Below are 23,524 nucleotides of genomic sequence, written 5' to 3' on the forward strand. Positions count from 1 at the left end.
AGAAAAAATAAAGTAGTAGGGGAAATAAGATGAAAAAAACAATTGACCATATCGGGATCGCAGTTCGTGATATAGATAGTACGATACATTTTTATGAAAAGGTTTTATCAGGAAATTTAATAGATCGATACGTAAGTGAAGCACCTGGTGTTGAAAGCGAAGTAGCTATTCTTGAAGTTGATGGTGATAGAATCGAATTACTTGCGCCAACGAATAATACAACTTCTCCAATAGCACGATTTATAAAGCAAAAAGGGAAAGGTGTCCATCATGTTGCGTATCGTGTAGACGATTTAGATGTAGCTTTAGAAGAATTAAAGGAACAAGGGATTCGAACGTTAGAACATACGCTTCGCATCAATAAGCATGGTAGACGATTAATTTACCTTAACCCAGCTGATACGGAAGGGACGATTATTGAATATTGTGATTATCCGGAAGTGAAATAAAGGAAGTGTATTTTTGTGAAAGGTGTTACGTACTAATGTAACGCCTTTTTATTTGTATACTTTTCAATATTTCGACGAAAGTATTTCGGAATGTTGAATATATATTATGAGAAGCTATCCACTATCCTGTAGGAGTGGGCATGATTTTTTTTAGTATTTGCGAGCAAATGGAGCCGACTATAGGGTAAGCAATCCTCATTTTGCACAGTAATATATGAAAGAAAAAGGGTGCTTTATAACCAACTATATATTTTATGCAATACATATAATATAAATTGTGAATTTCATGTATTGGAGAGTGGTTATCTGTGGAGATTTCAAATAGTGCTGAAAATTTTAACGTATTATTTGTTACATCTAGTGTTCCTGTCTATTTTCCGGTGCTAGAGGAATCTATATATAATAGTTTGAAAAAGGCAATTCGTAATGTAACGATGGTAACATACGAAAACTTGGTGAAAACGGCTTTAAAGATAAAACCGGCACTCATTATTGTATTTCATGGTTTTGAAGAAGGGATAATTAAGGGAATTCAAGATTTAAAACAATACAACTTTAAAACTGCACTCTGGCTTACAGATGACCCTTACTTTACAGATGTGACGAAAAACTTAGTGCTTGATTATGATTATGTGTTTACGCAAGATACAGGATGTATTGATTTTTATAAAGATTTAGGTTGTGATAATGTATATTATTTGCCTTTAGCAGCAGAACCTCCTGCATATACGCCGATACTTAGGGAAGAGGAATACATATTTGATATTAGTTTCATAGGGACTGCTTTTGATAATCGGCTCGCATTTATTGATTCAATTGCAGAGTACTTAGTGACTAAAAACACTCTAATTATAGGTTGTAATTGGGATAGACTAAAAAGTTATGAGTTATTGAAGGATAAAATTTTACTTTTACCATTTTTGGTTTACGAAAACAGTATAGGAAATTACAAAAAAAGTAAAATCAACATGAATATACATCGCTCGATAGAGGATTTAACATTTAATAGAAATAGAGTAAAAGTAAATGCTTGTTCTATTAATAATCGTACATTCGAAATAGCTAGTACAGGTTCTTTTCAAATGACGGATATTCGTTCAGATTTAGAAAAGTGTTATATTCCAGGGGTACAAATTGAGACATTTACCTCAGCGGTTGATTTTATAGAGAAAGCTGAAAGATATTTATCGAACCCGGCACAAAGAAAGAAAATTGCGATGGAAGGGCTGAAGAGAACGCTAATCGAACATACATATGATAAAAGGGTACAACAGCTGTTAAAAATAATTGAAATGAACCCTAAAAAAGAAAATGAAATTTAAAAATAGGGAAAGAATGTGTTGAAACACAACATATTTAAAGAACAAGGTATTTGAATGGAAGAGCATACACCTCGAATGAATAAGCATGGTAGAAGATTAATTTATCTTAACCTAGCGGATACAGAGGGCACGATCATTAATTATTGTGATTATCCGGAAGAGAAGTAAAGGAAGTGTATTATGGAGAAAGGGTGTTGCGTAATAACGTAATACCTTTTTTATTTATCCCGCTATTTGTTGGCAATAAGATTCCCGCTTCAAAAGTCGGAGAATGCGAGGGAGTTAGGTGGGAGATCGAATGCCCGTAAAAGTCCCACTGATTAAAGTTTCACTTTATGTATTTCACATTTTCTTCACAAATGATTCACGATAACTTTTCTTCTTAGGGAACTTACATAAATATATTTTATGCTATAATGATAATCAACTTTAAAAATATTAGTAATATCTATGAAGGTAGTTACTATTATATTGGAAGTATAGAGGTGAGGAATAAATAGAGAGTGATACTAAATAAATCCTTATACTTAATCAGGTTAATATTTTATCAAGAAATAAAACTTGGGAAGTAAAAAGTAATGAAAGTGTAGTGACGAAAAAGAAAGAAGTGAAATGATTGTGAAAGTAATACGAAGGTTAGGGGCATGGCTATTAATTGCGTGCGTGTTTATTATATTCATACCAAAAAGCACATCCGCTCATGCGTACGTTGTGAAATCAAATCCTACTGAAAATGAAACGTTGAAGAAAGCACCATCTATTGTGAAAATTGAATTCGATGAGGACATACAAGTTTCAAGTTTTAATGCATTGTTCGTAAGAGATACCTCAGGTCAAAGAGTAGATTTAAAAGATGCTCATATTGATACGAAAAACAAAAAATCATTAGAAGCTGGGTTAAAAGAGAATCTTAAAAATGGTCTTTACTCTATTCAGTGGAAAGCTATTTCAGCTGATGGACATCCAATTCAAGGAGTTATTCCATTCCGTATTGGACTAGCAGAAGCGGGAACAGATGATATAAAAGTAGAAGAGATGGGCTATGTTCCCCAAATCGATATGATTATGGAACGCGGAATTTTATATACAAGTTTTTCTCTATTTATCGGTGTTCTATTATTTAACCTTATCCTTTATAAAGGAAGTGCAAGTCAAGTTCAGTCGAGGAGTAAGAAAATAATATGGATATCATTATTTGGGATATTTATTAGTTTACTATTCAATCTACCATTGCAGGCGAAAATAAATGCTGATGTTTCGTGGTTAGAAGCATTCAATCCTATATTATTAAAAGAAACATTACAACTATCTGTTTTTCGTTATGTATGGATCACTCAAATGGCTCTTATTAGTATGCTGATGATTGTTACATATTTTGCAGTGAAGCGTGAGAAGCTTTCGTCGTTTAAAGTATGGAGCATTCCAATACTATTGTTTATTGGTTTACTTGTTATGAAAGCCTTCAATAGTCATGCATATGGATTAAAGTTTAAAGAAATTGCTGTCGTTATGGACTTTCTGCATTTATTCGCAGCTTCGTTATGGATGGGGGGGCTATCATCGATTGTTCTTCTGTTACGTAAAGAGGATGACAAGTGGACTATGTATTGGGATGCGATTAAGCGTTTTTCGCCATGGGCAACAGGTGCTGTCATTGTGATTTTATTAACGGGTCTTTTTAACAGTACATTTTTTATTCCCACGATCCATTCCCTATTTGATACGAAGTATGGATTGGCCTTATTAGCAAAAATACTTTTATTCGTGTGTATGGGGATATTGGGAATTATTCATTATGTGAAAGGGAGAATGCGAGCGCAGCAAAGGTTAGGAGCTACGGTGAAAGTAGAGTTTATCATTGGAATTATCGTTTTTGTAATCGTAGCGTTTATGACAAATGTACAAACGCCGCCGATGCCTCCTACGGGACCTTTTACAGAGAGTAAACAATTAGATAATGGATATGAACTTACTTTACATGTAAGTCCTAATAAGGTAGGACAGAATACATTTCATATTACTTTGAAGGATGAGAATGGACAGCCTGTTACTGATATGGAACAAATTGTATTGACGACTCAATCTTTAGATATGAATATGGGCAAAGGTTCATTTAAAGTTTCGGCAGTGTCACCGGGAGAATATGAAGCGGAAGGTATGTATATTAACATGACAGGAAACTGGAATATACAAGTTCACGGATTAACAAAATCTCTTGATAGTTTCGATACGGATTATAAATTTATTGTAGGTGGCAGATAAAAAAGACGTTATAAATGAAAAGGAGTTTATAGAAAATGAAACGTATAAAAAAATTAGGAACAACAATGATTGCAACAATAATTGCAATGGGGATTTTTTCGTTACCTGTTAGTGCTCACGTAACTGTGAAACCAGCAACTTCTGACGTTAGCTCTTGGGAGACTTATACAATAAAGGTACCTGTTGAAAAGAATATGGCAACAACAAAAGTCACACTGAAAATACCGTCTGGAGTCGAGTTTCAACAGTACGAGCCAGTGCCAGGGTGGAAAGTGGAAGAACAAAAAGATGTAGCTGGAAAAGTTAAAACTGTAATATGGGAAGCAACAGGAGAAGGGATTTTACCTGGTCAGTTCCAACGATTTACTTTTGTTGCTAAAAATCCAGATAAAGAGCAACAAATAGCTTGGAATGCATATCAACAATATAAAGATGGAGAAATTGTTGAATGGACAGGCGATGAGAAAGCTGAAAAGCTCCATTCACTTACTACGATTGCAAAAGGTACATCATTAACAGGAGAACATGGTGAAGTATCTAGTGTGGAAAAAAATGAAGGTACAAGTAATATGCAAACAATAGCAATTGTCTTATCAGTTTTAGCGATTGTATCTTCCGTAGGTACGTGTGTTTTTGTAGTACGTCGTAAAAAGTAGGTCTCATTGAAAGTAATGAGACCTTTGTTAATAAAATTTTGAGATTAAGCAGCTTCGAGGGGATTAGAGCTATAAATACAACATGGTTTATTAAGATAAGGAACTCAATTGACTGTCATTACTTCTTCTGGTAGGTTATCATGCTTAAGCCAGTTTTCAATTAAAGTATTAAATAGTTTGGGATTTTCTAAAGGGATTCCATGACCGATTTTAGGAATGATAATACCTGTGCAAGTAGGATTGCTTTCAAGGATTGCAGTCATCGAGTCTTTCATGATTCTTTTTTCGTTTTCTCCAACAGTCACTAATATATTGCTACTAGCATTCTCGAAACCTTTTGGTATTGTAAACGACATATTTTCTTCTAATATCCTCACAAATGTATTTTTACTTATTTGACAACTTTCATGATAATAGTTATCAAATTGTGTTTCATCTATGTACATTGATTTTGCTTGTATTTTGGAAAACGTCTTACTCTTTATAAGTGGATAGGTTAAGCCAAGGGATCTTATTAATGTTTTAGCGAAAGGAATTGGTTTAACTAATGCGCTATTTATCATAGCGTATTGAATTAAGTTTGGTTTCATGCTGAGCATTGCAATTAATACTTGAGCACCTAACGAAAAACCGATTACTATAACAATTTTGCCTTGTCCTTTTTCTTCAACTAATTCAATGATTTTTTCAGCACTAAAGTGTATTGAAAAATGATCCTTACTACTATTTTCCCCTTGCTCGGGTAAATCAGGAACAAGGCAGTGAAAGTTAGTGAAATGTTTAATTTGTTTGTCCCACATCCATCCACTGACTCCGCCCCCATGAATAAAAACCATAAGTGGAGAGCTTGAATCTCCAAATTCTTTATACTGTAAAACCATATAATTCCCCCTTATGATTAGAATTGTTAGTCCATCCATATGTATTAGAGATAATATTTTCTACTTTATTACCATCATACAATAAAAAAGAAAAATTTTCCTTTTTCTAAGATGTTAAGTGACTGTACTCATAAAATGGTAAAAAAGAAAGAGCCTACAAGTGGTAGACTCTTTCTCATATCTATTTATTTCACTTCAACTTGCTGCCTTACAGCAAGTGTTTTCGGCTTTATATTTACAAAACAAATACTCACCACAATAAATAAAAGTCCGATGAATAAGCTAATTGTAATGGCCTCATGTAAGAAAATAGAGCTTACAATGATAGCGATCAGTGGGATAAGGAACGTATAAGCCCCAACTTTACTTGCCTCACCAGCTCCTACAAGTGTAAAGTAAGCGAGCCATCCCATTGCAATAACAAAGAATGAGATGAATAGTAGTACACTTACAAATGGTATACTCCAAGCGATGTTAGACCAGCTTTCAAATTCTGAACCAAATCCGATTAAGCAAAGGCCGCCAATAATAAGCTGAAGTGTTACCATCCAAATGGCATTAACGCGGTGTCCAGTTTTCTTAATAAATACTGTGCCGAGTGCCCAGCCGATGGCACAGCCTAAAGCAAGTAGAACACCGATAATAGAAATATGTCCAGTTAAACTACTAGAGCTAATAACCCCTACACCAATAAATCCAAGAATAAGTCCGAAAATTTTCAAGCCATACATTGCCTCTTCAAGCCAAATCCATGAGAAAATACCGAGTAAGACAGGTTGGAGAAATACGATTGCGGAGAATAGTCCAGCGGGCATGTATTGAAGTCCGACAGTTTGTAATCCGTAAAATAAAATAATATTGAGTAAAGATGAAATAAAGTATAAATGCCAAGTTTCCTTTAAATTTAACTGTTTGTATTTCGGTAATGCGAAAATAAGTAGGATAAATCCTCCTATTAATGTTCTAATCCCTGCAAAGAGTACGGGTGGTGTGTAATGCAGAGCGAATTTTGATAACGGCCAATTAATTCCCCACATAATAACGAGAAAGATAAGGATTATTGTCGCTTTAGTTCGAGAAAGCTGTGTCACTGTAAAACCTCCTTGGTGTTATTCATCTCACTATGATATGATATCGACTGTGATAAATAAAATGAATCTTTTTTATAAGGAGTATAAGTGATTAGTTATGACTATTACACAACTGCAAGTATTAATAAAAACTGTTGAGTTAGGTAGTTTTACGAAGGCTGCTCGGGTGTTAAATATGACGCAACCAGCTGTAAGTCATGCGATTTCAAGTATTGAGTCAGAGTTGGGAGTTACTATTCTTATACGTGATAAACGAAAAGGATTACTCGTTACGGATGTAGGAAATAGAATTCTTGTACATATTAGAGAGATTTTGAACGGTGTAGAGAAGATTGAACAAGAAGTTGCGATGGAGAAAGGGCACGAAGTTGGTACGATTCGAATTGGGAGTTTTCCGAGTGCTTCTGCGCATTTCTTACCCAAAATGATAAATCTTTTTAAGGAGAAGTATCCGAACTTAGAAGTCGTTCTTTGTGAAGGCACGATTAAAGAAGTTGAAGATTGGTTAGTATCGAGGGTTGTTGATATAGGAATTGTTATCTTGCCTAATAAAGATATGGAGATCGTGCCCTTAACGAAGGGGAAAATGGTTGTTGTCTTAAGAGAGGATCATCCTCTTTGTAAGAACGATTCTATTACAATAGGTGATTTAGAGAATGAACCGATCATATTATGTAAGGGTGGGTACGAACCACCCATTATCGATATGTTTAAACAAGCGAACGTACCACTTCGGGCTGAATATATAATTTCCACAGTTACAACAGCTTTAAATATGATTCAAGAAGGATTAGGAATCGCAATTTTGGCTGAGTTATCTTTAACGAGTTTACCAAAGAATATACAAACGAGAGAATTGGAACCACAAGTATGGAGAGAAATTGCTTTAGCTGTTCCATCATTAAAGGATTCTTCAATCGCTGTGCAGCTATTTATTGAAGAATTTCAAGCACTATTTACAGAATAAAAAGAGGTGTCTCATATATCATAATGGGACACTTTTTAATTTTCTTATAAAAAATCTATCAAAAGGATTGACTTATCTTTTCATTGTAACTATAATGATTACACCGAGGTGGTGATCACGATGAAAATTAGTAGCCGCTTTTCTATAGCTGTTCATATTTTATCTATTTTAAAAAACAATCCATCTTCACTTTGCACTTCAGACTATATGGCCGAAAGTGTAAATACAAATCCGGTAGTCATTCGTAAAATAATGTCGTACTTGAAACAAGCTGGATTTGTTTACGTAAATCGCGGACCAGGTGGCGCGGGGTTATTAAAGGATTTACATGAAATCACGTTGTTAGATGTGTATCATGCAGTAAATGTAGTGGAAGAGGATAAACTATTTCATATTCACGAACAACCAAATCCAGATTGTCCAATTGGCGCGAATATTCAAGTGGTGTTAGAAGTTATATTAATTCAAGCACAATCCGCGATGGAAGAAGTTTTGAGAAATATTACGATGGGGCAGTTGTTTGAATCTTTACAACAAAAAATGAATGCATAATATGATAATTGCAAGTCTCTAAAAGGGAATGCATATTTTTTTCTCAAAATTGTAACCATTTTGGTTACATCTAAAAATAAAAAGAAGGTAAGGTGCAAATAATATGATTGTGAAAATGAAAGTATACTCAGATTTTATATGCCCGTTTTGCTTTTTAGCAAAAGGTCCATTAGATGAAGTAGCGAAAGAGAAAGATGTAGAAATCGAATGGATGCCATTTGAATTGCGTCCAAGTCCATATTCTAAAATAGATCCTTGGAACGAGCCAGATAAGTTAGGTTCATGGGATTCTTTCATTCTTCCTACTGCAAAAAAATTAGGGGTTGAAATGCGTCTGCCACGCGTTTCTCCGCATCCATATACACATTTAGCTTTTGAAGGGTGCCAATTCGCGAAAGAGCGTGGACTTGGAAACGAGTATCATCACCGAGTATTTACTGCGTTTTTCCAAGAAGAGCAAAACATTGAAGATATTGATGTATTAACGAAATTAGCGGTAGAAGTAGGGCTTCCTGAAGCTGAATTTAAAGATGCTTTAGTAAATCGTAAATATAAAGAAAAACATCAAGAAGCGATTCAACATGCATATGATGAAGCGAATATTATGGCTGTTCCAACTGTCATGATTGGAGATGAAGTCATTCAAGGACTTGCTAGTAAAGAAACGCTAGAAAGAGTAATTGATAAAGAAATCGAAAAGGATAAAACAAATTCATTTGAAGGTATGCAATGTAAGGCGGATGGATATTGCTAATTCGTCTTGCATGAAAGACTCAAATTGATTTGTTTAAATAAAAATAATAAAACATATATTTGGAGGAATTAAAATGTCAGCAACTACAACAAACTTAAAAGAAGCAATCGTGAACCGTCGTTCAATTCGTAAAGTAACAAAAAACGCTACAATTACAAAGGAAAGAATTGAAGAAGTATTAAAAACAGCTTTACATGCACCAACTTCTTTCAATATGCAAAGTGGCCGTATGGTTGTATTAATGGATGGAGAGCATGAAAAGTTTTGGGATATCGTAAAAGAAACGCTTAGATTACGCGTACCAGCAGAAAACTTTGAAGCGACTGTAGAAAGACTAAAAGGTTTCCATGCAGGTGTAGGTACCGTTTTATTCTTTGAAGATCAAGCAACTGTAGAAAAAATGCAAGAAAATGCACCGTTATATAAAGATCAATTCCCATTCTGGTCTCATCAAGGTAATGCAATGTTACAACATACTGTATGGATGTTATTATCAGCTGAAGGAATTGGCGCATCATTACAACATTACAATCCAATCGTAGATGCTGAAGTGAAAGAAACATGGAATATTCCAGCGGAGTGGAGTTTAGTAGGACAAATGCCATTTGGTGAGCCAAATGAACAACCAGGGGAAAGAACATTCTTACCTACTGAAGATGTAGTGAAATTTTATTAAGAAATTTAATATATACAGAGTTAAATAAATGAAAGGAGAGTACATATATAGCTATATATGTACTCTCCTTTCGTATGTAATGTTTAAATGCGATTGTGGAAAAGGTTACTGCAAGAATAATTTCTTTCATATGAATCGAAGTTTTCCCTACAATTAAAAATCTATCATGTTTTTGAAATGACAGTAAACATCCCCGTCATGTTTGGTGAGTAATTTTTAAAATCAAATTTTTCATAGAACGATTCTTTACCTTGTGATGCAAATAAACCGACAAACGCCTTATCAGGGGCATTCACATTTAAGTATGCAACCAAAAGATGCATTATTTCTTTCCCAATACCATGTTTCTGATAATCCGGATGAACCACTATATCTTGAATATAGAAATAGATAGATCCATCACCAACAATTCTCCCCATGCCCACAATTTTTTCATTATCTTTGACCGTGATGCAGTGAATAGAATGCTTCAGTGAAGTATCCGCTACTTCAAAATTCATATAATTAGTCCATCCAACAGAATCACACAAATATTTGTACTCCTCCAATGTTGGAATGTTATGTTTAAACTCATATGTTTTCAAAATGCATCCTCCATGTCCTTAAATTCAATAAGTATATAAATTCGACATATTTTTATCTATTCCTCTTACGCAACAGAACTCCTTTTAGTTATTGAATACTATATCATCTGTCTCGTCTATTTAATTTAGTCCAGCTTCCCTATTCGTATTGGTGTTAATTTATGTGCATTTAGGGAAGAAATATAAGAAATAATCTGGTGAGAAAGGAAGTGGGAACATGAATGATGAGAAAAAATATACAGTTGTCGGTACTGATGTTGATGAAGTGAAACGTTTAAATAAAAATTCAGGGTTAACATATAATCAGGTGAAGGAATTGTTAGCAAAGCAAATGCAAAAAAAAAAGTAATTAGATTGAAATCTTTCATTTTTTCATTTAGCATTTTGATTGGAGAGAGTTAAGTAAAAGGTAACTCTCTTTTTTATATAAATGAGCAACTTTTAGAGTGGAGGAAGCAACATGAAAAAATGGGTAAAGATAACGTTGTCTATCGCTGGAGGTATTGTTCTATTGGTGTGTGCCGGAGGATATTACGTGTATAAAAATTATTTTCCAAAGGAACCTGAGCGTATTGTATATGATAAAGACAGAGTGTTAAAACCGATACATAATCAGCTTAAAGGGATCGACATAGATAATATAAAGATAAAAGAAAAAGAAGTTGTAAATGCGACTGTGGATGAGCTTCAAAAAATGGTTGATGATGGGAAATTATCATATGAAGAATTAACGAGTATTTATCTTTTTAGAATACAAGAACATGATCAAAATGGAATATCATTAAATGCTGTTACAGAGATTAATCCTAATGCAATGGAGGAAGCACGACAGTTAGATAAAGAGAGATTTTTAAATAAGAAATCGAACTTATACGGCATTCCTGTCATCGTAAAAGATAATGTACAAACAGCGAATGTTATGCCGACAAGTGCTGGAACTTATGTATTAAAAGATTGGATTGCAGATGAAGATGCGATGATTGTGAAGAAGTTGAAAGAAGAAGGGGCGTTTGTTTTAGGAAAAGCAAATATGTCTGAGTGGGCGAATTATTTATCTTTTACAATGCCAAGTGGATATAGTGGGAAGAAAGGACAAAATTTAAATCCATATGGCCCGATTACATTTGATACATCAGGATCGAGTTCAGGATCTGCTACAGTGGTTGCAGCTGATTTTGCACCGCTTGCAATCGGGACGGAAACGACGGGATCCATAGTAGCACCGGCAACGCAACAATCAGTAGTTGGGTTACGCCCGTCTTTAGGTATGGTTAGCAGAACAGGAATTATCCCGTTAGCTGAAACACTTGATACAGCAGGGCCAATGGCAAGAACGGTCAAAGATGCAGCAACGCTATTTAATTCAATGGTAGGTTATGATGGAAAAGATGCTATGATAGAAAAAATGAAAGATAGAGATAGAATGGATTATACGAAGGAGTTATCGATAGATGGATTAAAAGGGAAAAAGATAGGGATTCTTTTTTCTATAGAACAACAAGATGAAATTAGAAAAGCAGTAGCGAAAAAGATTAGAAAGGACCTTGAAGATGCAGGTGCAATATTGACTGATGATGTTCAGTTAAACAGCGAGGGTGTAGATAATCTGCAAACATTAGAATATGAGTTCAAGCATAATGTTAACGATTATCTTTCACGGCAAAAAAATGTGCCAGTAAAATCGTTAGAAGAGATTATAGCGTTTAATAAAAAGGATAGTAAACGACGAATAAAGTATGGACAAACATTAATTGAGGGTTCTGAGAAATCTGCTATAACGAAAGATGAGTTTGAAAAAATAGTTCAAACGAGTCAAGAAAATGCAAGAAAAGAGCTAGATAGGTATTTAGTAGAAAAAGGTTTGGATGCTCTTGTGATGATTAATAACGATGAAGTTCTTCTATCAGCTGTGGCTGGTTATCCAGAATTAGCAGTGCCGGCAGGATATGATTCTGATGGTCAGCCGGTAGGTGTAGTGTTTGTTGGGAAACAGTTTGGTGAAAAAGAACTTTTTAATATTGGATATGCGTATGAACAGCAATCTAAAAATAGACGATCTCCTAAAATATAGAGTTGATAAAGTAGTTTTTAGAAAAGTATTAGATAAAAAAATCCGACAATAAAAAAGAAAAAAAGGATTCTTTCCAATTAGTAAGAAAGATTGTCTATAGAAGTTCATAAAATGTAATATATCCAATTTCCATCCATTGAAGGGGGAGGTTAATTCTTAATGAATGAAGTGAAAAATTTCTTTCGAAGCAGAGGGTTTCAACGGTTTCTCGTTTTAATAATATTAGTGCTTGTATTGTATGGATTAAAAAGTATGATTAATTTAATATTAATTACGTTTATTCTCACGTTTTTGATGGATCGATTTCAAAAGTTTATTTCAAAAAAATTGAAAGTAAATAGGAAAGTGGTTATTGCTGGTTTATATATTGTGTTAGTGACGTTTATTGTAACTACACTATATAAATATTTGCCTGTACTAACGATACAAATTTCACAATTAATTTATCAATTTAAATTGTTTTTTCAAAACCCACCTGATAACGAGATAATTAAATATGCACTTTCGACAATTAATGGAATGGAAGTATCGAAATATATCGAACAAGGTGTAGATGTCATTTATCAATCGATAGCAAACATAGGAAAAGTCAGTTTACAAATACTACTTTCTCTTATTTTAAGCTTATTTTTCTTATTAGAAAAAGAACGCATTATAGCATTTACTTCGAAATTTAAAGATAGTAAGCTGAAAATTTTTTATGAGGAGATTGCATATTTCGGTGAAAGGTTTGCAAGATCGTTCGGAAAAGTGATTGAAGCACAGTTTTTAATTGCGGTTGTAAATTGTGTGCTCACTGTAATTGCACTTGTCATTTTAGGATTTCCACAGCTTCTTGTATTGGCTGTCATGGTCTTTCTACTCGGTTTGATTCCAGTTGCTGGTGTTATCATTTCCTTGTTTCCACTTTGTATCATTGCCTATAACGTCGGCGGGGTTGTGTATGTTGTTTACATACTAGTGTTCATTACAGTAATCCACGCTCTTGAAAGTTATTTATTAAATCCAAAATTTATGTCTGCAAAAACGAATTTACCTGTTTTTTATACATTTATGATTCTTATCTTTTCAGAGCATTTCCTCGGAATATGGGGGCTTATTATTGGGATTCCAATCTTTATCTTTTTATTAGATGTACTTGATGTAAATAATGATGAACCGATTAAAGATAATAAGTGATAGAAAATGACCGATGTTTTCTCTTGATGAAAACATCGGTCATTTATTATTTTTTCTTTGGAGGAGGTAGTTTAATGAAGGTATTTGCAATTAAAGCTATAATAACAGCAGCAAAAATAAAGACTGCAATTACACTAACTCCCATACCTGCCCATCCTCCTACAAGGAAGATACTTATCGGTATTGCTAACAAGCTTAAAATAATTAGAATCAATCCGAGATTCTTATCATATTTTTTAGTTGGAAATAACGTTCTGATGATTAAGAAGAGGAAAAGTATTAAGGATGCTACAGCTAGCAAGAGGATTGCAATCGTCAAAGAATCATTCATGAAATCACCCCTTTTTATAGATAATATTACCGTTTAAATTGAGGGGGAACTATAAAAGTATAAAAAAGCAATCCAATATAAATCGGATTGCTTTTTTGATTGGAAAATATGATTAAAGAACAGGAGCCATTGTTTCTTTCAACACTTGAACAGAGTGATCGAATTTTAATTCTTCCTCTTCACTTAGTTCAACTTCTAAAATTTCCCGAACACCGCCGCGGTTTAAAACAGCAGGTACGCCGATATAAACATCCTGTTGGCCGTATTGACCTTCAAGATATGCTGATACAGTTAATACGCTGTTTTCATTGCTTAAGATTGCTTTCGTAACACGTAAAAGTGACATGCCGATGCCGTAGTATGTAGCACCTTTTCGTTCAATAATGTGATAAGCTGCATCACGAACGTTTACGAAAATATTATCTAAATCTTTTTGGTTATATGTGTTGTCTTTTTCAAGAAGCGTTTGTAGTTTTTGAATACCAATTGATACGTGACTCCACACCGGAAGTTCTGTATCACCATGTTCTCCGATAATATAAGCGTGAATGTTATGAGGTCCAATATCGAAGTACTCACCTAACATATAGCGGAAACGAGCTGAGTCAAGAGTTGTACCAGAACCGATTACGCGTTCTTTCGGTAATCCAGATTCTTTCCAAGTTACGTAAGTTAAAATATCTACAGGGTTTGTTGCGATTAAGAAGATGCCATCAAAGCCGCTATCCATAATGCTACGAACAATTTGCTTGAAAATTTTAGCGTTTTTCTCAACTAAATCTAAACGTGTTTCACCTGGCTTTTGTGGCAATCCAGCTGTAATCACAACAAGATCTGCATCTTTACAATCTTCATAACTACCTTTCCAAACCTTTGTTGGAGCTGGTGCGAAAGGAACCGCATGGCTTAAGTCCATTGCTTCTCCTTCAGCTTTTGCTTCATTTACATCAACTAAAACAAATTCTTCAGCTACAGCTTGGTTAATCATACAGTAAGCATAACTACATCCAACTGCTCCTGTTCCTACTAATACAACACGGTTAATACCTTTTTTCATTTCAAAATTCCTCGCTATTTCATAAATTTTATTATGTAAGATAATACGTCTTACTTCTATAGTTTCATATCTATTTTATTACATTTTATAAAAGATATTCAAGTGATTGAAAATGTATCCACTCAATTGCTTGAATGAAACATAGGAATCCTGTTAAACGAATATAATTCAGTAAAATCCTTCATAAAAGGGGAATGGGCATGGGGAATCCATTATCGATGGAACAAATGCTTCAAATTATTCATGAAGGGCTTGCCAAAACGAATAACCCCAAACGGATTACAATTGCCGGTGCAGGGATGTCTGGATTAGTTGCAGCATCTTTATTAAAAGAGGCTGGGCACGAGGTAACGATTATAGAAGCAAATAACAGAATAGGTGGCAGGGTGTATACGATTCGGGAACCATTTAGTGCAGGATTATATTTTAACGCAGGTCCTATGCGTATTCCGGATACTCATGATTTAACTTTAGCCTACATTCGTAAATTTAAACTACCGTTAAACCTTTTTATTAATAAAACTTCTTCAGATATAATTTATACGAATAACAAAAGAACGAGATTGGATGTGTTTGAAAAGGACCCAAGTGTACTTGGATATCCAGTTTTAGATAAAGAAAAGGGGAAAACGGCAGAAGGATTAATGTTAGAGGTATTGGAACCGATACTTAATTATATTAAGAAAGATCCTAATAAAAACTGGATTATTGTTGAAAAAAAGTATAAAACATATTCGCTCGGTTCATTTTTAACCGAGTATTATTCAGATGGGGCAATAGATATGATCGGAGTACTTCTTGATATGGAAGCATACATGGGAATGTCATTAATTGAAGTATTACGCGAAATAATCTTTTTCACTTCAACGACGAAATATTATGAGATAACAGGCGGGATGGACGCATTACCAAATTCATTTTTACCAGAGCTAAAGGATAATATTTTTATGTCGTATAAAGTAGAAAAAATTATACAGGAAGATAATAAAGTAATGATGCAAGTAACACATGAACAAACGTTAAATTCATTTATAGTAACTGGTGACATCGCTATTGTCACAATTCCATTTTCAGCTTTGCGATTTGTAGAAGTTCAGCCATATCATTTATTCTCTTATTATAAAAGGCGGGCAATTCGTGAATTAAATTATATTGCTTCAACTAAAATTGCGATAGAGTTTAAAAGTAGATTTTGGGAAAGAGCAGGACAATATGGTGGTAAGTCAATTACAGATTTACCTATCCGCTTTACATATTATCCGAGCTACGGCATTCATACACCAGGGGCGGCTATCGTTTTAGTGAGCTATACGTGGGCAGATGAGGCGTTAACGTGGGATAGTCTCTCGAATAGAGAACGTATTCGTTATGCTTTGAAAAATTTAGCGCAAATATATGGAAATGTGCTTTATAGTGAGTATGTTGCGGGAGAATCTTTTAGCTGGAGTCAAAATCCGTATTCTTGCGGAGCATTTACAGCTTTTGAACCAGGGCAAGAGCTTGAATTGTTTCCATATATTACGCCGCCAGCGGGTAGAGTGCACTTTGCAGGAGAACATACGACATTAACACATGGATGGATGCAAGGAGCGATTGAGTCTGGAATTAGAGTTGCTCATGAAGTGAATGGAAAATGAAACGATAATCTAGCAGTTTTGTTTACAAATAGGTATTCTTTTAATAAAATGATAAATATAAATCGTAATAATTACGCTTTGAATAAATTTGAAGTAGAGAAATGGATGGTCGGTCGAATGAGTAAAGTAGAAATTCATATATTAGGTGGTTTTTTAGGTAGCGGAAAATCAACATTGCTGCAAAATTTATTATTAGCAGAAAAGAAGAAAAATCGAAAAGTTGCAGTTTTGATGAATGAAATCGGTGAATACTCGGTAGATACAGATATTATTGGAAAAGAGAATGTGTTAAGGGAACTTCTGAAAGGATGTATTTGTTGTACGTTAAAAGAAGAGCTTGAAATTCAATTACATTCTTTATATCAACAAGAAAGACCAGATGTAATTTATATAGAAACAACAGGTGTCGCACATCCAATTGAAGTGTTAGATGCATGTGTATCACCAATTTTAGCTCCTTTCCTTGAAGTGAAATCTATAGTAGTCGTATTAGATGCAGTAAGATGGTTAAACCGAAGTATATTAAGTGCAAATGTACAACAGCTATTACATGAGCAAATGAAATATGGAAGTCATATTCTTATTAATAAATCAGATTTATTAACAGATTCGGATAAGAACAAAGTACTTGAAGACGTAAAAGCAATAAATAATCATGCGAAATTGTTTGAAACAAAGTATTGTAATATATCTTTAAAAGATATAGAAGAAGCTGAATTTGTGAGAGATGGAGAACATGAGACACTACATGTTAAACAGCATTTACATATACAAACGATGACGTATCAATTTACGAAATCGATTGATCAAGACAAATTATACGAATGGCTTTCAAATTTACCAGATAGCATTTATCGTGTAAAAGGATTTGTGAAATTCCATGGAGATAAATACCCGCATCTATTCCAATATTCGTTCGGGGTACCGACTTTACTGGAACAAGACTTCGGTTTCCCGACAAACTTAGTAGTAATAGGAGAAGGGCTAGATAAGAAACAATTGGCTGAAGGGTTAGAGAAAGTAGAAAATAATTAATCGGTTTTTCTAATCATTTTTTTAGGTAAGCTGCAAATAATTGACTTAATGAATTAAGTTAATTATTTGCAGCTTTTTGCGTGATGATTACTGTAATGAAACAGTAATTTCATTTGAACAACGGAATATATATTGATTGTATGTCCGTTTCCATTTAATAGGAAGGTGATTATAGATTTGTGCCGAATGTAGAGGTTACTACAAGAGTTTTCCATTACCAATTTTAAAGTCATGATTACGGACAGGGGAATTTGGCGTGTTTGATTCTATCAGAAAGTAAAGTATGGGGAGGATCACAATGTCGATGAAAAAACGTAAATGGCTAAGAACGGTGGTTACTGGTTGTGTTTTAGGGTCATTATTAGTAACAGTAGCTTGTTCGGGAAAGAAGACAAGTACAGAAGATGAAAAAACGATTAAGGTAGGGGTTCTTGCTTCGTTAACAGGTCCATTAGAATCGTATGGAAAACAAACAGTGAACGGGTTTGAATTAGGGTTAGATTATGCAACTGGTGGAACTGGGAAAGTGGAAGGGAAGAAGATTAAGTTTGTTGTAGAAGATACGGAAACGAAAGCCGATGTAGCGGTTAAGAAAGCTACGAAATTATTAGAAGAAGAGAAAGTTGATTTTTTAGTCGGATCATCTAGTTCAAGTGATACATTAGCAGTTTTACCACTAGCTGAAGAGTATAAAAAGATTATGGTTGTAGAACCAGCAGTTGCTGATAGTATTACCGGGAAGAACTGGAATAAATATATTTTTAGAACAGGTAGAAACTCTTCGCAAGATGCGATTGCTGGGGCTGCCTCAATTGCTAAAAAAGATGTAAAGATTGCGACGTTTGCTCCAGATAATGCTTTCGGTCGTGAAGGAATTGCAGCATTTAAAGCGGGAGCAAAGAAATTAGGTGCGAATATTGTAAACGAGCAATACGCGGATACGAATTCAACTGATTTCACTGCAAATATTCAAAATATTATTAGCTCAAAACCAGATTATTTATTTATCGTTTGGGCAGGTGCGAATTCACCATGGAAACAGTTGAAAGATATGAATGTGGAAGCGCAAGGAATTAAAATTTCTACCGGTGCACCTGATATACCAGCATTAAAAACGATGGATGCGCTAATAGGGATGCAAGGGTTTTCTGTTTATTATCACTCACTTCCAAAGAATAAGGTGAACGATTGGCTAGTAGAAGAACATAAAAAACGTTTTAATGGTGCTGTTCCAGATCTGTTTACAGCAGGAGGAATGTCAGCGGCAATTTCTATTGTCGAATCTTTAAAGAAAACGAAGGGCGATACAGATGTAGATACACTTATTAAGAAAATGGAAGGGATGGAATTTGAGACACCGAAAGGAAAGATGAAATTTAGAGAGAAGGATCATCAAGCATTACAAACTCTATATTCTATAACGCTGAAAAAGCAAGATGGTGTTGATTATCCAGTACCAGTGTTAGAGAGAGAATTAACGATGAAAGAGACAGAACCATCAATTCAGAATAAATAGACTGAATTTTCTGTTGTTTTTTATAAAGAGGGAATACCCTCTTTATACTTGTTTCTTTCATAAACATGGCTTTCAGTGGGAGGGATTTTATGACACATTTGTTAGAGACGAAAAATCTTTGTGTATCTTTTGGGGATCATCATGTTATTAAGGATGTTAATTTAACGGTACAAAAAGGAAAGCTCATTTCAATAATTGGACCGAATGGTGCTGGAAAGACAACACTATTCAATTTATTAAGTGGGCAAATTTCTCCGACGAAAGGTGAAGTTTATTTTAAAGGGCAGGATATTACAAAATTATCAATTTCAGATCGAACGCGCTTGGGCATTGGTCGTTCTTTTCAGTTGACAAATATTTTTCCAGAGCTAACAGTACTTGAAAATGTGCGTCTAAGTGTTCAATCGTTTGTTCAGGATTATTACAGTTTCTTTCCGAATGCAGCCAAGTTAAAGCAGCAAACTGGAGAAGCGAGACGTCTTTTGAAGACAGTACTCCTTCACGAGAAAGGGGACGTATTTGCTAAAGACTTAGCTCACGGAGAAAAAAGAAAGCTAGAGCTTGCTATGTTATTAGCATTAAAAACGGATGTATTACTACTAGATGAGCCGACAGCAGGTATTTCTGTTGAGGAAGTTCCGGCTATATTACAAGTAATCGAAAATATTAAAAAGAATCCAGAGAGCACAATCGTACTTATCGAACACAAAATGGATATGGTGCTAGATTTATCAGATCATCTTATCGTTTTATTTCATGGGGAGTTATTGGCTGAAGGATTGCCGAAAGAAATGATGAAAGACGAGCGAGTACAAAGTGCTTATTTAGGGGGATTATATAGTGGCACTACTACAAGTGAATAATATAGAGACGTATTTAGATCAGTTTCATATTTTACAAGGGGTGTCCCTTTCGGTTGAGAAGGGAACGATTACAGTATTGTTTGGAAGAAATGGAGCTGGAAAAACAACAACATTACGCTCGGTTATGGGGTTTCACCGGATAGCAAATGGAGAAGTTTATTATGATAACACAAAAGTAAATGGGTTATCTACACATTTAATTTCAAGAAAAGGTATAGGTTATGTACCAGAAAATCAAGGTATTTTTCATGATTTAACAGTAGAAGAGACATTCGCACTTGCTAGGGGAAAAAATGGGGAAGAATCTGAAGAGAAAATAGATTGGATGCTCGAACTATTTCCAGATTTAAAGCAGTTTTGGAATAAGAAAAGTGGGCTCTTAAGTGGGGGACAAAAGCAGATGTTGGCTATTTCAAGGGCATTTATTAATAGTGATGGATTATTGCTTATTGATGAGCCGAGTAAAGGGCTGTCTCCAATTATGATAGAAAAATTAATGGTAGCAATTTTGAAAATGAAGGAAAAAACGACTGTTTTACTTGTTGAACAAAATTTTATGATGGCTAGTCAAATCGGTGATTATTTTTACATTATGGATAATGGGCGCATTGTGCATAACGGTTTCATGGAGGAACTGCGAGAGGATAAGGAAACATGTCATAAATATTTAGGTATTTCTTAACATTGATACGGGGGGATAGAACGTGGATGTGCTAATTAACTTATTTGTAAATGGCGTTTCGACAGGGATGCTTATTTTTTTATTGGCGTCTGGTCTATCACTTATTTTCGGTTTAATGAGCGTACTAAATTTTGCGCATGGCGGTTTATTTGCATGGGGAGCATTTACAGGCGTTTGGTTATTTAATATGACAGATAGTTATTTATTAGCGCTAATTGGGGCAGTCGCTATGGGTATGTTTCTCGGTTTCATTTTAGAAAGATTTCTTATTAGACCAGTGTATGGAAACCATGTGCGGCAGCTTCTCGTGACACTCGGAGGAATGCTCGTTCTTAGCGAGTGCATCAAAATATTTTGGGGTCCTAATCCAATTGCTGCAAAATTACCGTTATGGCTTCAAGGAAGTTTTACATTTGGAGGAGTTATCTTAATAAAATATCGCCTATTCGTTATTTTAGTTGGGATACTAATTTACATCGCTTTACTATTGCTGCTGAAAAAAACAAAGGTAGGACTTATGATTCGCGCTGGTGTAATGGATAAAGAGATGGTTCAAGCTCTCGGAATTAACGTAAAAGCGATATTCTCGTTTGTTTTTTTATTAGGAGCAGGGATGGCGGCGTTAGGTGGTTTTCTACTAGCACCATATTCAGGAGTTATTTTCGCTGAGATGGGCATGCAGTATGCAATTTTAGCCTTTATAGTAGTTATCATTGGCGGATTAGGTAGCGTACAAGGTTCAGCTCTAGCTTCTTTAATTGTCGGATTAGCCGGTGCTTTTACAGCGTATTATGTGCCAGATTTATCTCTTGCAATCAATATGTTAATGTTACTATTTTTCTTAATAGTGAAGCCGACGGGACTCGTTGGTGAAAAGGGGTGACATGGTGAACAGCACATCGGATCGAATTAAAGTATACTTCGGAGTTTTTATGCTCACTTGTTTAAGTGTATTTCCGTTCGTAAATGATTCACGGAGCTTGTTAATTTTGTTCACTCAAATCTTCATCTTTGCTATTTTCGCTATGAGTTTTGATGTTCTCCTTGGATATACGGGTATTGTTTCATTCGGTCATTGTATGTTCTTTGGAATAGGGGCGTATGGTGTGGCGCTCTTATTTGATCGGCAAGGGGTGTCTATAACGAACTTTTTTATAKGAATAGCAGCCGCAATTATTGTATCAGCTATCGTTAGTTATATAATTGGTATGCTTTCATTACGTTTGAAAAGTCATTTTTATGCAATGTTAACGCTCGCTATTTCCCAGCTGTTTTTTGTACTTGCTGAAAAATGGCGTTCACTGACTCATGGAGGAGATGGATTTACATTTCGTGTACCAGATATATTCCGTGATCGTTTTACATTTTATTATATAACATTTATATGTCTAATCAGTATTTTCATCTTGTTACGTCTTTTCACAAAGTCTTCAATTGGGAAAGTATTAAAGGCGATTTCACAAAATGAACAACGAGTTGAAGCACTTGGCTATAAAGTTCTTCATTATAAAATTATTGCTAGTGTTGTTGCAGGAGTAGTTGCAGCGATTAGCGGTGGTTTATTTGTCATCACATTACGCTTTGTAAATACGACGGTATTTTCAATTGAAATGACGTTAAATGCATTATTGATGACAATGATCGGGGGAGTTGGAACTTTAATCGGAGCAATCGCTGGAGCTGGGATTATTGAATCATTGAAATATTATTTATCCGAATTAGCGACGGAATATCCGATTTTTGAACGATGGACGATTATTCTTGGTTTATTATACATTATCGTGCTACTAGTTTTTCCGAAAGGGTTAGTTGGAACAGTTAAGAAGTTGAAGAATTTTAAAAGGGGTAAGAAGGAGAAGAGCACAGGGGTGGAGCAGAACGTGTGAAATAAGTCTTCAAGATGAAAAGGGATGTCCTAGTAGTTAAACATATTAACTAGGTAACATCCCTTTTTATTTTATTAAGCCGTACGATAGTATATGAAGTTATATTAGCGATTCGAAAAGGGATATCTATTTACCCGTAAAATACGACAAGTGTAGCCTCTTTATTAATTAAATAGTTCACCTGGAATCACTTTATCTAAGTCTCGAGTTGTAAAGAAGTTAATAGGTAGTTTTTCAACCGCGACATTTTCAACTGGAACTAATTTATCATTTCTAATCGGTAAAAAAGCTATCCCATTTCCCTCAACAATAAACTCTTCAATAAGCGAATAAGAATCTAACTGTTGAAGTTGATGCTGGGATAGATTGTTTTCTTTTAGAAATTGTATTGTCATATTTCTAAAAGGGCACTTTTTATCGTTACTAACAAAGAAAAGTTCTTTTGAAAAGTCAATGTTACACTGTTTTTTCGCTTTTAATAAGCCTACAGAAATTGAAGTGGTGAATACTTTTTTAAACGCTGCGTCGGGATAATCCTCATAAGTTATGACCATATCAACTTTTTGTTGCTGTAGTAGTTTTTGTAAATGGCTACTACTTTCTATATATATTTGATAATTCCTGAAATTCTCTTTAATACGCATACTTAGATAATTAGTCAAAATAGATTGTGACGTCGCTATTACATAAGAAGAAGCGCTTGTTTTAATTTCATCTTTCGCTTCTTCTAAAAGAGCTAATATTTTATTCGTGTAGTCTAATAAAATGTCACCAGAAGGTAACAGGGAGACACCTTTGTTATCTCTATGTAGTAAAGGTGTTTCTAATTCTTGTTCTAATTTTTTGATTCGCTCAGTTACATTTGGTTGTACATAGCCTAGCTCTTTAGCAGCTTTACTAATAGATCCTTCGTTAGCTACAGTTTTAAATATAATAAGATCATTTATTTCCATTCATTTCAGCCCCTTACACGGTATCATTATAAATGATATCAAACATAATTTATACCTATTTTACGTCAGCCGATCATCGGTTTATCATTATGTATATAAGATCGAAAGTGAGTGATAAAC

At 34.6% G+C, this 23,524-nt stretch carries 24 protein-coding genes and 1 pseudogene; 19 read left to right on the forward strand and 6 right to left on the reverse strand.

Annotation, left to right across the window (positions count from 1 at the left end):
• The first annotated feature begins 29 nt into the window (after nt 1-29).
• From AC1DKZ_RS12575 to AC1DKZ_RS12595, 5 genes and pseudogenes are all read left to right on the forward strand, one after another.
• A complete protein-coding gene (locus AC1DKZ_RS12575; protein ID WP_242308765.1) occupies nt 30-449 on the forward strand; it encodes a VOC family protein in 420 nt (139 codons plus the stop codon).
• 308 nt (nt 450-757) lie between these two features.
• Nucleotides 758-1,771, forward strand: a complete 1,014-nt coding sequence (locus AC1DKZ_RS12580; RefSeq protein WP_088039213.1) for a CgeB family protein — start codon at nt 758-760, stop codon at nt 1,769-1,771.
• A 60-nt stretch (nt 1,772-1,831) separates the two neighbouring features.
• Nucleotides 1,832-1,939: pseudogene (locus AC1DKZ_RS12585) on the forward strand (glyoxalase); the annotation flags it as partial.
• 444 nt (nt 1,940-2,383) lie between these two features.
• Complete coding sequence (locus tag AC1DKZ_RS12590; protein WP_476996358.1) at nt 2,384-4,033, forward strand: copper resistance CopC/CopD family protein; 1,650 nt, start codon at nt 2,384-2,386, stop codon at nt 4,031-4,033.
• Nucleotides 4,034-4,068: 35 nt separating this feature from the next.
• The gene (locus AC1DKZ_RS12595; RefSeq protein WP_476996359.1) at nt 4,069-4,689 is read left to right on the forward strand and encodes a YcnI family copper-binding membrane protein; all 621 of its coding nucleotides are present in this window, start codon (nt 4,069-4,071) and stop codon (nt 4,687-4,689) included.
• Nucleotides 4,690-4,793: 104 nt separating this feature from the next.
• On the opposite strand, the gene AC1DKZ_RS12600 is transcribed toward AC1DKZ_RS12595, so the two are convergent.
• Nucleotides 4,794-5,570 carry an alpha/beta fold hydrolase gene (locus AC1DKZ_RS12600; protein ID WP_476996360.1) on the reverse strand — a complete coding sequence of 259 codons (777 nt, stop codon included), beginning with the start codon at nt 5,568-5,570 and terminating at the stop codon, nt 4,794-4,796.
• A 185-nt stretch (nt 5,571-5,755) separates the two neighbouring features.
• Nucleotides 5,756-6,661, reverse strand: a complete 906-nt coding sequence (locus AC1DKZ_RS12605; protein ID WP_476996361.1) for a DMT family transporter — start codon at nt 6,659-6,661, stop codon at nt 5,756-5,758.
• Between the two features lie 97 nt (nt 6,662-6,758).
• On the opposite strand from AC1DKZ_RS12605, the gene AC1DKZ_RS12610 reads away from it, so the two are divergent.
• The 4 genes from AC1DKZ_RS12610 (at nt 6,759) to AC1DKZ_RS12625 (ending at nt 9,610) form a co-directional block, all read left to right on the forward strand.
• Complete coding sequence (locus AC1DKZ_RS12610) at nt 6,759-7,628, forward strand: LysR family transcriptional regulator (protein ID WP_476996362.1); 870 nt, start codon at nt 6,759-6,761, stop codon at nt 7,626-7,628.
• Between the two features lie 120 nt (nt 7,629-7,748).
• Entirely contained in the window at nt 7,749-8,180 is a 432-nt protein-coding gene (locus AC1DKZ_RS12615) for an Rrf2 family transcriptional regulator (RefSeq protein ID WP_476996363.1), read from the forward strand.
• Nucleotides 8,181-8,283: 103 nt separating this feature from the next.
• Nucleotides 8,284-8,934 (forward strand): DsbA family oxidoreductase, encoded by a 651-nt coding sequence (locus AC1DKZ_RS12620; RefSeq protein ID WP_476996364.1) that lies wholly within the window; start codon nt 8,284-8,286, stop codon nt 8,932-8,934.
• 73 nt (nt 8,935-9,007) lie between these two features.
• The gene (locus AC1DKZ_RS12625) at nt 9,008-9,610 is read left to right on the forward strand and encodes a nitroreductase family protein (RefSeq protein WP_476996365.1); all 603 of its coding nucleotides are present in this window, start codon (nt 9,008-9,010) and stop codon (nt 9,608-9,610) included.
• Between the two features lie 164 nt (nt 9,611-9,774).
• On the opposite strand, the gene AC1DKZ_RS12630 is transcribed toward AC1DKZ_RS12625, so the two are convergent.
• Entirely contained in the window at nt 9,775-10,194 is a 420-nt protein-coding gene (locus AC1DKZ_RS12630) for a GNAT family N-acetyltransferase (protein ID WP_476996366.1), read from the reverse strand.
• A gap of 217 nt (nt 10,195-10,411) precedes the next feature.
• Here AC1DKZ_RS12630 and AC1DKZ_RS12635 point away from each other — a divergent pair, with 217 nt between their 5' ends.
• The 3 genes from AC1DKZ_RS12635 (at nt 10,412) to AC1DKZ_RS12645 (ending at nt 13,444) form a co-directional block, all read left to right on the forward strand.
• Nucleotides 10,412-10,543 carry a hypothetical protein gene (locus AC1DKZ_RS12635; protein ID WP_476996367.1) on the forward strand — a complete coding sequence of 44 codons (132 nt, stop codon included), beginning with the start codon at nt 10,412-10,414 and terminating at the stop codon, nt 10,541-10,543.
• A 111-nt stretch (nt 10,544-10,654) separates the two neighbouring features.
• Nucleotides 10,655-12,265, forward strand: coding sequence for an amidase family protein (locus tag AC1DKZ_RS12640; RefSeq protein WP_002141334.1), 1,611 nt, complete (start codon nt 10,655-10,657; stop codon nt 12,263-12,265).
• Between the two features lie 159 nt (nt 12,266-12,424).
• Entirely contained in the window at nt 12,425-13,444 is a 1,020-nt protein-coding gene (locus AC1DKZ_RS12645) for an AI-2E family transporter (protein ID WP_002031308.1), read from the forward strand.
• Between the two features lie 46 nt (nt 13,445-13,490).
• On the opposite strand, the gene AC1DKZ_RS12650 is transcribed toward AC1DKZ_RS12645, so the two are convergent.
• Together AC1DKZ_RS12650 and AC1DKZ_RS12655 are read right to left on the reverse strand one after the other, a co-directional pair.
• Nucleotides 13,491-13,775 carry a YesK family protein gene (locus AC1DKZ_RS12650; protein WP_002086206.1) on the reverse strand — a complete coding sequence of 95 codons (285 nt, stop codon included), beginning with the start codon at nt 13,773-13,775 and terminating at the stop codon, nt 13,491-13,493.
• 112 nt (nt 13,776-13,887) lie between these two features.
• Nucleotides 13,888-14,832 carry an L-lactate dehydrogenase gene (locus tag AC1DKZ_RS12655; RefSeq protein WP_476996368.1) on the reverse strand — a complete coding sequence of 315 codons (945 nt, stop codon included), beginning with the start codon at nt 14,830-14,832 and terminating at the stop codon, nt 13,888-13,890.
• Between the two features lie 200 nt (nt 14,833-15,032).
• Here AC1DKZ_RS12655 and AC1DKZ_RS12660 point away from each other — a divergent pair, with 200 nt between their 5' ends.
• The 7 genes from AC1DKZ_RS12660 to AC1DKZ_RS12690 all read left to right on the forward strand — a co-directional run bounded on the left by AC1DKZ_RS12660 (nt 15,033) and on the right by AC1DKZ_RS12690 (nt 22,451).
• Nucleotides 15,033-16,469 carry a flavin monoamine oxidase family protein gene (locus AC1DKZ_RS12660; RefSeq protein WP_242247533.1) on the forward strand — a complete coding sequence of 479 codons (1,437 nt, stop codon included), beginning with the start codon at nt 15,033-15,035 and terminating at the stop codon, nt 16,467-16,469.
• A gap of 117 nt (nt 16,470-16,586) precedes the next feature.
• Nucleotides 16,587-17,504, forward strand: a complete 918-nt coding sequence (locus tag AC1DKZ_RS12665) for a GTP-binding protein (protein ID WP_372475407.1) — start codon at nt 16,587-16,589, stop codon at nt 17,502-17,504.
• A 298-nt stretch (nt 17,505-17,802) separates the two neighbouring features.
• The gene (locus tag AC1DKZ_RS12670; RefSeq protein WP_044444543.1) at nt 17,803-19,020 is read left to right on the forward strand and encodes a substrate-binding domain-containing protein; all 1,218 of its coding nucleotides are present in this window, start codon (nt 17,803-17,805) and stop codon (nt 19,018-19,020) included.
• A gap of 89 nt (nt 19,021-19,109) precedes the next feature.
• The gene (locus AC1DKZ_RS12675; protein ID WP_476996369.1) at nt 19,110-19,883 is read left to right on the forward strand and encodes an ABC transporter ATP-binding protein; all 774 of its coding nucleotides are present in this window, start codon (nt 19,110-19,112) and stop codon (nt 19,881-19,883) included.
• Nucleotides 19,861-20,565 (forward strand): branched-chain amino acid ABC transporter ATP-binding protein, encoded by a 705-nt coding sequence (locus AC1DKZ_RS12680; RefSeq protein WP_353760902.1) that lies wholly within the window; start codon nt 19,861-19,863, stop codon nt 20,563-20,565. The genes AC1DKZ_RS12675 and AC1DKZ_RS12680 overlap by 23 nt, the downstream gene beginning before the upstream one ends.
• A 22-nt stretch (nt 20,566-20,587) precedes the next feature.
• Nucleotides 20,588-21,448: a branched-chain amino acid ABC transporter permease gene (locus AC1DKZ_RS12685; protein ID WP_476996370.1), complete on the forward strand. Its 861-nt coding sequence runs from the start codon at nt 20,588-20,590 to the stop codon at nt 21,446-21,448.
• A gap of 49 nt (nt 21,449-21,497) precedes the next feature.
• Nucleotides 21,498-22,451 (forward strand): branched-chain amino acid ABC transporter permease, encoded by a 954-nt coding sequence (locus AC1DKZ_RS12690; RefSeq protein ID WP_476996437.1) that lies wholly within the window; start codon nt 21,498-21,500, stop codon nt 22,449-22,451.
• Between the two features lie 164 nt (nt 22,452-22,615).
• On the opposite strand, the gene AC1DKZ_RS12695 is transcribed toward AC1DKZ_RS12690, so the two are convergent.
• Nucleotides 22,616-23,404, reverse strand: a complete 789-nt coding sequence (locus AC1DKZ_RS12695; protein ID WP_476996371.1) for a LysR family transcriptional regulator — start codon at nt 23,402-23,404, stop codon at nt 22,616-22,618.
• Between the last annotated feature and the right edge of the window lie 120 nt (nt 23,405-23,524).

It is taken from the genome of Bacillus sp. 05T21 (genome assembly GCF_056396785.1).

Coding starts and splice junctions, on each gene's coding strand:
- AC1DKZ_RS12640 (WP_002141334.1), top strand. CDS start 10,655: ATGAAAAAATGGGTAAAGATAACGTTGTCTATCGCTGGAGGTATTGTT.
- AC1DKZ_RS12695 (WP_476996371.1), bottom strand. CDS start 23,404: ATGGAAATAAATGATCTTATTATATTTAAAACTGTAGCTAACGAAGGA.
- AC1DKZ_RS12665 (WP_372475407.1), top strand. CDS start 16,587: ATGAGTAAAGTAGAAATTCATATATTAGGTGGTTTTTTAGGTAGCGGA.
- AC1DKZ_RS12670 (WP_044444543.1), top strand. CDS start 17,803: ATGTCGATGAAAAAACGTAAATGGCTAAGAACGGTGGTTACTGGTTGT.
- AC1DKZ_RS12615 (WP_476996363.1), top strand. CDS start 7,749: ATGAAAATTAGTAGCCGCTTTTCTATAGCTGTTCATATTTTATCTATT.
- AC1DKZ_RS12655 (WP_476996368.1), bottom strand. CDS start 14,832: ATGAAAAAAGGTATTAACCGTGTTGTATTAGTAGGAACAGGAGCAGTT.
- AC1DKZ_RS12595 (WP_476996359.1), top strand. CDS start 4,069: ATGAAACGTATAAAAAAATTAGGAACAACAATGATTGCAACAATAATT.
- AC1DKZ_RS12600 (WP_476996360.1), bottom strand. CDS start 5,570: ATGGTTTTACAGTATAAAGAATTTGGAGATTCAAGCTCTCCACTTATG.
- AC1DKZ_RS12625 (WP_476996365.1), top strand. CDS start 9,008: ATGTCAGCAACTACAACAAACTTAAAAGAAGCAATCGTGAACCGTCGT.
- AC1DKZ_RS12635 (WP_476996367.1), top strand. CDS start 10,412: ATGAATGATGAGAAAAAATATACAGTTGTCGGTACTGATGTTGATGAA.
- AC1DKZ_RS12675 (WP_476996369.1), top strand. CDS start 19,110: ATGACACATTTGTTAGAGACGAAAAATCTTTGTGTATCTTTTGGGGAT.
- AC1DKZ_RS12590 (WP_476996358.1), top strand. CDS start 2,384: ATGATTGTGAAAGTAATACGAAGGTTAGGGGCATGGCTATTAATTGCG.
- AC1DKZ_RS12575 (WP_242308765.1), top strand. CDS start 30: ATGAAAAAAACAATTGACCATATCGGGATCGCAGTTCGTGATATAGAT.
- AC1DKZ_RS12620 (WP_476996364.1), top strand. CDS start 8,284: ATGATTGTGAAAATGAAAGTATACTCAGATTTTATATGCCCGTTTTGC.
- AC1DKZ_RS12660 (WP_242247533.1), top strand. CDS start 15,033: ATGGGGAATCCATTATCGATGGAACAAATGCTTCAAATTATTCATGAA.
- AC1DKZ_RS12645 (WP_002031308.1), top strand. CDS start 12,425: ATGAATGAAGTGAAAAATTTCTTTCGAAGCAGAGGGTTTCAACGGTTT.
- AC1DKZ_RS12610 (WP_476996362.1), top strand. CDS start 6,759: ATGACTATTACACAACTGCAAGTATTAATAAAAACTGTTGAGTTAGGT.
- AC1DKZ_RS12650 (WP_002086206.1), bottom strand. CDS start 13,775: ATGAATGATTCTTTGACGATTGCAATCCTCTTGCTAGCTGTAGCATCC.